9 protein-coding genes and 4 pseudogenes are annotated in these 6,252 nt (G+C 52.6%); 12 read left to right on the top strand and 1 reads right to left on the bottom strand.

Translation table 11 applies throughout. The features are described 5' to 3' along the window. The 12 genes and pseudogenes from GQ57_RS44075 to GQ57_RS37700 all read left to right on the top strand — a co-directional run. Positions 1-195, top strand: a 195-nt coding sequence (locus GQ57_RS44075; RefSeq protein WP_235215200.1) for a hypothetical protein, incomplete at its 5' end; no start/stop codon positions are given. 93 nt (positions 196-288) lie between these two features. Then, a pseudogene (locus tag GQ57_RS44540) lies at positions 289-432 on the top strand (RHS repeat-associated core domain-containing protein); the annotation flags it as partial. 24 nt (positions 433-456) lie between these two features. Further along, complete coding sequence (locus GQ57_RS41115) at positions 457-801, top strand: hypothetical protein (protein WP_425322023.1); 345 nt, start codon at positions 457-459, stop codon at positions 799-801. A 34-nt stretch (positions 802-835) separates the two neighbouring features. Then, entirely contained in the window at positions 836-1,234 is a 399-nt protein-coding gene (locus GQ57_RS37710; RefSeq protein WP_052001635.1) for an SMI1/KNR4 family protein, read from the top strand. A gap of 97 nt (positions 1,235-1,331) precedes the next feature. Then, positions 1,332-1,522, top strand: a pseudogene (locus tag GQ57_RS44070) (RHS repeat-associated core domain-containing protein); the annotation flags it as partial. A gap of 15 nt (positions 1,523-1,537) precedes the next feature. Further along, entirely contained in the window at positions 1,538-1,837 is a 300-nt protein-coding gene (locus GQ57_RS44535; protein WP_367649399.1) for a hypothetical protein, read from the top strand. Position 1,838: 1 nt separating this feature from the next. After that, entirely contained in the window at positions 1,839-2,255 is a 417-nt protein-coding gene (locus tag GQ57_RS42830) for a hypothetical protein (RefSeq protein ID WP_175190432.1), read from the top strand. Between the two features lie 15 nt (positions 2,256-2,270). Beyond that, positions 2,271-2,444: pseudogene (locus GQ57_RS42825) on the top strand (RHS repeat-associated core domain-containing protein); the annotation flags it as partial. A gap of 47 nt (positions 2,445-2,491) precedes the next feature. Then, a complete protein-coding gene (locus GQ57_RS42820; protein ID WP_152603480.1) occupies positions 2,492-2,791 on the top strand; it encodes an AHH domain-containing protein in 300 nt (99 codons plus the stop codon). 44 nt (positions 2,792-2,835) lie between these two features. Further along, positions 2,836-3,525, top strand: coding sequence for an Imm43 family immunity protein (locus GQ57_RS42815; protein WP_152603477.1), 690 nt, complete (start codon positions 2,836-2,838; stop codon positions 3,523-3,525). Between the two features lie 98 nt (positions 3,526-3,623). After that, positions 3,624-4,323: pseudogene (locus GQ57_RS44215) on the top strand (RHS repeat-associated core domain-containing protein); the annotation flags it as partial. Between the two features lie 395 nt (positions 4,324-4,718). Next, positions 4,719-5,003 carry a hypothetical protein gene (locus GQ57_RS37700; protein ID WP_034200586.1) on the top strand — a complete coding sequence of 95 codons (285 nt, stop codon included), beginning with the start codon at positions 4,719-4,721 and terminating at the stop codon, positions 5,001-5,003. A gap of 243 nt (positions 5,004-5,246) precedes the next feature. Here the strand turns inward: GQ57_RS37700 and GQ57_RS37695 are convergent. Further along, positions 5,247-6,252 (bottom strand): IS3 family transposase gene (locus GQ57_RS37695; protein WP_152603476.1). Its coding sequence is split into 2 segments (ribosomal slippage), with 1,007 coding nucleotides annotated over them: positions 5,247-6,094 and positions 6,094-6,252; the frame shifts between segments, so codons are not numbered across the junction. This gene is flagged as partial in the annotation.

The raw sequence follows: 6,252 nt of genomic DNA, 5'->3' as shown, positions 1-6,252 counted from the left end.
GCATCTGATTGGTTGGATACATTCATATTCAGACTGCTGAATGGAGATCATTCTCGGAATGTGTTGATCAATAATTTAAGACTGGGCGATGGAGGGGGGGCGGCTGAAATTATTTCTCGGCTTGTTGCGATGCAAGGGGATGTCTCAGATAAAATTAAGGAGAGGGCTTCATTCGTTCTGTCTAAATTGAATTGAATGTAGCAGTGCTGTATTGATTTCTTGGTTGGCGGGCAACATGGCAGTTGCCCGCTGATGCAATGCGAAGGCAAGGTAGGACGGATACGGGCGGGCCCGCACCATAACCGGCATCGGTACTATGATCCGACGTCGGGACGGTTCATCAGCAAGGACCCGATTGGGCTGGCGGGTGGGATCAATGTCTTTCAATACGCGCCCAATCCGATAGGCTGGATTGATCCGCTTGATTTGGCATGCAGGCGGCCAGGTGGCTATCGTGTGAATGATGCAGATCAACACGGCAACCTTAGTCCCCAAGCGAATCGGGCACCGGGTAACACGAATACGGTTGCCGACGGGCTTGTGCAGTCGCATCATCCAATTCAGCAGGAATGGGAAAAGCAGCAGGTGTTCCCTAACGGGACTTATAGTTCTGGAGCTGCACCGGCGGTTTTGCTGCCGAGCACTTCGGACTCCGTCCACGCTCAAATCTCTGGCATGCAGCGGGCATTCCGAAATCGAAACGGCTTCAATACGGATGTGCAGACAGAGTTTAATGAGGCTGCCCGGCAGATGAGGGCAGCAGGTGTTCCAGAAAGTGTTGTGAGACGAGCGATTCGGTAAAATTACAAATATTTCGATTGTTTGGGAGCTTTCAATGCTAAATAGAGAGTATCTTAGTCAACACTTCGAACTGAGAATTTCAGCGACCTCTAGCCAGATTAACGTTGCGGAGGCGAAGATCGGGCTGTTTTTTTCTAAGGAATACGTTGATTTTCTGCAAATCACCAATGGGCTAAATTCGATGGGCTGTTTGGCTTTGCATGAAATAGAAATTTTGCCTGAGAGAAATATGGAATATGAAGTTCAAAAGTATCTTCCGGGATACTTCATGATTGGGGATGATAGCGGTGGCCAAGCAATTTTGATTAATTCTAGTGGAGAGGTATTTGAGGTTGGAATGGGGGTAATGAACCTGAAATTTCTGGAGAGATCGGCTGATTCGCTGACAGATCTGTTGGTGAGTCTCAAAGGCTTGACGCTTGGGGAGAGGTGAGCTCTAGGTTGCCCCTCGGAGCTATTGACCAGCTAAGGAAACACGGATTAATAGGCGATCGCGCAAGGTGATGAGCAACACGGTACGCCGGACAGGGATTAGCAATCCGCTGTGCTTTGTGGGGCAATACTTCGACGCTGAAGCGGGCTGCACTATAACCGGCATCGGTATTATGATCCCAACGTCGGACGGTTCATCAGCAAGGACCCGATCGGGTTGGCTGGCGGCATCAACGTCTATCAATACGGGCCTAACCCGGTCGAGTGGATTGACCCACTGGGACTCAGTTGTACACGACTCGGTGTGAAGCGGAACAATCCGCGCGATTGGCGCGGGCTCCGCGATTTGTGGGATGAAACGGGCAACGGGGACATTCCGAGTCCGGAAAATAAAGGGAAAATTGCACAGGGAAAAACGCCCATTGTCGATGACGCGTGGATCAGTGCATTCCCGGGGGACGAATCGTTGCGAGGGGAAAAGATCCCAATGCATCACATCGGCGGTAGTCCTGTGACGATACCGTTACCAGAATCTCGGAATATGGATGCACATATGCACGGAGGCTTTAGAAACAATCCGGGGGGACCCGGGGCATGCGGGTGAGATGATGGACGATCAGAGACCACTTGTAGCTATCATCAGCAGCGATTTTGATGAGAATGATGTTGCGCGCTTTCAGTCGATTGTTGGCTCGTTGAGCGCACACAAATGGTCCAATGGCTTACCCCAATTCTTCGACGAGGTGGATGACGAGGGATGCACACGTCCGGAAGACGTTCCGGTGCGTTCGGTCGGATGCGTCCTATTCTTCCCAACCAATGCGATTCGAGATCAAGTTGTCGAACAATCGTCCTATTCCGACGTGTCATCGCTGATTGGCTTCCTAAAAGCCTATAGTCGGGATACCGGCGTTGAGTTTGAAATCGAGATTGACCGTACATATGTAGGCACAATCGAGAACGGCGAAGCTAATCGTGTACTTGAGGTTGGTTTGCTGGAATCATGGCGCATGTCGATATGATGTGGCTCGTTGTGCTTTGCAAGGCAATACTTCGATGCTGAAACCGGCCTTCACTATAACCGGCATCGGTATTACGATCCGACGTGTCGGGGCGCTTCATCTCGAAGGACCCGATCGGCCTCGCGGGTGGCATCAACGTCTTTCAGTATGCGCCCAATCCTGTCCAATGGACTGATCCACAAGGCTTATGTAGTTCGACTTTGAACCGCAATCTTGGCGGGGCGACTGGCGATCACATGCAGGCGCATCATTTAATTCCCGAGGAAGTGTGGGGTCGACATCAGGCATTTTTTAACAAGATTGGACTGGAGGGTAAGAGGGATGCTAAAGAGAATGGCTTGCTAATGCCGGATAGTGAAGCAAAAGCGAAGGCCATGAAGCGTAAATTTTATCATTGCGGATCTCATGGAGTTTACTCGGCGATCGTTGAGGCTAGAGTTGATAATATCGAAAAGAATTTGATTAAAAAAATATCAGTGAGGCAACGGCGCGAGATAAGATCGCGCAGTTACAGAGCCAAAACAGGCTTCTTTTGATGGCCCCGGGGAGTAATCCTGTTCGACTATTTTGAGGCTTTGGTATGAAATATTACGTTTTGTTGGAAAGGAAGGAGCGAGGATGCCCGGTTGGATCCATGCAGGGTATTATCTATGATGAATTTGTTGAGGATGTCGAGGCGCTCGAATATTGGGTGAAGCCATGGTATAACCAGTTTGATGATCGCGAGATTATTTTCCCGGGTGAAATGTTTCTTATTTCTCGTGATAAATTAATTTTGTATGATGTCAGATCTGGAGGGGCTGGCTCAAAATTCAATTTGGTGAGTTTGGAGTTTTTAAGGGTGCTCGTGGATTTCGATGTTCATCTTCGGGAGATGCAGCCGTTACATGTTGTCGATCGGCATGGTGTTTGTATTTCGAAAAGAGAGTATCGCATTATTTCGTTTGCTCGAGATGTGTACGAGTCTGCGGAAGGCGTGGTGAAGGAATCGTCGATTTTGATGCCTGATGAATTTGGCGGTCAATTCTCTATTGAAAGTATTTCGATTAAAGCAGGAGTGAATCGCGATTTGTTTAAGATTAAAAATATATATTCCGGGCAAGATCCTATTTTTTGCTCAGAGAGGTTTGTTGACGAAGTCAAGGTAAGGCAGGTAGATGCCGGTATCGAATTCAGGAGAATTGAGGAAATTGACTGGGCTTCGACGACGCTGTCTAATTCCATGGATTTTCTGAAAAACGATAGTGAACCTTTGCTATTTATTCACTAGATGAGAAGATCGATACGCCGCAGGAGGTGACAGGCGAGGTAGGCCAAATTGCCTGATAAGTTCGACTCGTTCGATGCAGTAACGGCAAGGTGACGGTGCGCTATTGGTACGATGCGTTGGGTCGACGAGTGGCGAAGGAGTCGAACGCTTGGGTTCGGCAGAGTTCGTATGACGGCAGTGGCTATCGGGAGGCCGAGACGGCGCGGCTGAACGCGGAGAACGGGTATGGCATGACGCTATACGGGTGGGGCGGCGATAGGTTGGCGTGGGAGAGTGGCACGGGCGAGTATGGCGGCAGTGGCCGCACGACGCACTATGTGTACGAGCCGGATAGCTTCGTCCCGCTTGCGCAAGCGGTTCACGCAGGCTGGATTGAACTGCACGATCAGCCGGAATACGATGAGCACTACGACATCGACCGTGACCCGCTGTGGAGCCGCACGAACAAGCCAAGGATGTTCGCACAGATTGGCTATTACCAGTGCGACCAGATTGGTACACCGCAAGAGGTGACGGACGAGGCAGGCGAAGTCGCCTGGTCAGTGCGTTACAAGGCGTGGGGCGAAGCGAAGGAGGTGATCAGAGAGGCGGCGCGCAAGGCGGGTATCCGCAATCCGATCCGCTTCCAGGGGCAGTACTTCGACCATGAGACGGGCCTTCACTATAACCGGCACAGGTACTACGACCCCAACGCCGGACGGTTCATCTCGACAGACCCGATCGGGTTGGCGGGCGGCATCAACGTCTATCAATACGCGCCGAACCCCGTTAGTTGGGTTGATCCACTCGGCCTGCAGCCAACAGTGACAGGAACAACAAAGGGTGGGTTGTCACGATGCAGTACCGAATGGCGGCAGCGGTTTGGACCGGCTCAAATTCGAGAACATCACCTGATTCCTCAAGCCATGCTGCGAGACGATGATTTTACGTCACAAATGAAGAGCGTCGGCATCGCCGATCCTGAGGACTATATCCATCGTCAAATTGCCCAGATACCGAACGCCGAACACAACAGCTTGCACGCGGACGGATGGAATAAGGACTGGCAAAATTGGTATAGTAACAATCCTAATTTCACCCGTAAGGATTTGGAGTCGCAGACCAAAAATATGATGAGAAATTATAACATCCCGAAATCGTCGCGAAATTTTTCAGGTCGATACGGGTCACGTTGTTAATCGATGGGAGGGTTTATGGCGGCTCGTCAGAAATTTCAAAAAGCACTTATGCTCCTAGATCGAGGGGCCGTTGATCGCGGGGAGGCGATATTGCGGGAAGTTATCGTGGAAGCCGAGCACGAAAGCGACGAGGTGGCGTTAGTTCAGGGATTGGTATGCCTGGGTGACTTGTTGTATGAACTGGATCGAAAATCAGAGGCGCGCTCATATTTGGAGCGCGCGCTGAAGAACAGGCGAGATGACGATGTTTTGGCCTATGAGTTTGCCAGGGCTGCAGAGTTACTTATCCGGCCGGAGTAGTTGCACTTTTTTCGTTGGGTTGATGTTGAGTGAGAGGTTTATCAGTACGCACCCAACCCCGTTCAGTGGACTGATCCTACCGGGCCCACACGATGTTGTTGCCCGTCGTTGCTTCCCGGCGAAGGAGACGTTGGAAAGTACAGGGACCTGAAGAGAGCTGGATCAACGGGTGACAACCTCACACCGCATCACATTCCATCTGATGCGTATATGGAGTGACCTGCGGCGGGATTTTGTAGCCAGTTAAGCAGTGAGTCGCATGTCGATATTATCGGACTCCGGCCAGGCTCGACGGACCGTGGCCGGAGGTTGGTAACGATGGGCGCTATGTGGCCGCTTCTCGTTGTAGAACTGACGCCATTGCTCGATGAGCACCCTGGCTTCAGCGCGGCTGCGGAACCATTCGCGATTCAGCAGTTCGTCGCGCAGCTTGCCATTGAAGCTTTCGACGAAACCGTTTTGCCATGGGTTACCCGGCGTGATGAAGGCCGGGCCGACAGACGCGTCGCGCAACCAGCGCATGACACGGGCAGCGGTAAATTCCGCACCGTTGTCCGACCGGATGAACGCCGGCTTGCCATACAACCGCATCAACCTCGACAGCACCAGAATTACGTCCTGAGAGCGCAGGCTGGCGCCGACCTCGATCGCCAGACATGCCCGCGTGTATTCATCGATAACGCACAGCATCTTCAAGACCCGGCCGTCTACCAGCTGATCGTGGACGAAGTCGTAACTCCAGACCGAATTGGGCCGCGTCGCGCCGGGCAGGCGAATGTCGCTGCCGCAGCGTCTGCGACGCGGGCGCCGTCTCGGGATACTCAGCTTCAGGGCTCGCCACAGGCGGCGCACCCGCGATTCGCCCAGCGACAGCCAGGCCGAGATACGTCGATACCCAAAGCGCGGCACTTCCTGAGACGCTGCGATCAACTGCTCGCCCAGAAGCCGATCTTTCTCCGGCTGTCTAGGTTTGTAGGCCGGCACCCGGCGGCTCAAGCCCAGGTAACGGCATGCCTTGCGTTGTGGCAGCCCCCGCCGGATCAGGACTTCCAGCGCTTCGCGCCGGCCCGTCGGGGTATTCATTTTTTTCGGCTGAACTCCTTCAGGCCATCGATCACCAGCAGTTGCTCGGCAATCAGGCGCTTGAGCCGCTCGTTTTCCGATTCAAGCTCTTTGAGCCGACGGGCTTCGGCCACATCCATACCGCCGAACTTGTTTCGCCACCGGTAGAACGTCTGCTCCGTGATGT

The organism is Burkholderia sp. MSh2 (genome assembly GCF_000731655.1).
GTDB classification, from domain to species: domain Bacteria; phylum Pseudomonadota; class Gammaproteobacteria; order Burkholderiales; family Burkholderiaceae; genus Burkholderia; species Burkholderia paludis.
This window is presented reverse-complemented; position numbering and strand designations above follow the sequence as displayed.

Excerpts from the sequence above, each read along its gene's own strand:
- GQ57_RS42815 (WP_152603477.1), top strand. The coding sequence starts at position 2,836 with ATGAAATATTACGTTTTGTTGGAAAGGAAGGAGCGAGGATGCCCGGTT.
- GQ57_RS42830 (WP_175190432.1), top strand. The coding sequence starts at position 1,839 with ATGATGGACGATCAGAGACCACTTGTAGCTATCATCAGCAGCGATTTT.
- GQ57_RS37700 (WP_034200586.1), top strand. The coding sequence starts at position 4,719 with ATGGCGGCTCGTCAGAAATTTCAAAAAGCACTTATGCTCCTAGATCGA.
- GQ57_RS37710 (WP_052001635.1), top strand. The coding sequence starts at position 836 with ATGCTAAATAGAGAGTATCTTAGTCAACACTTCGAACTGAGAATTTCA.
- GQ57_RS42820 (WP_152603480.1), top strand. The coding sequence starts at position 2,492 with ATGCAGGCGCATCATTTAATTCCCGAGGAAGTGTGGGGTCGACATCAG.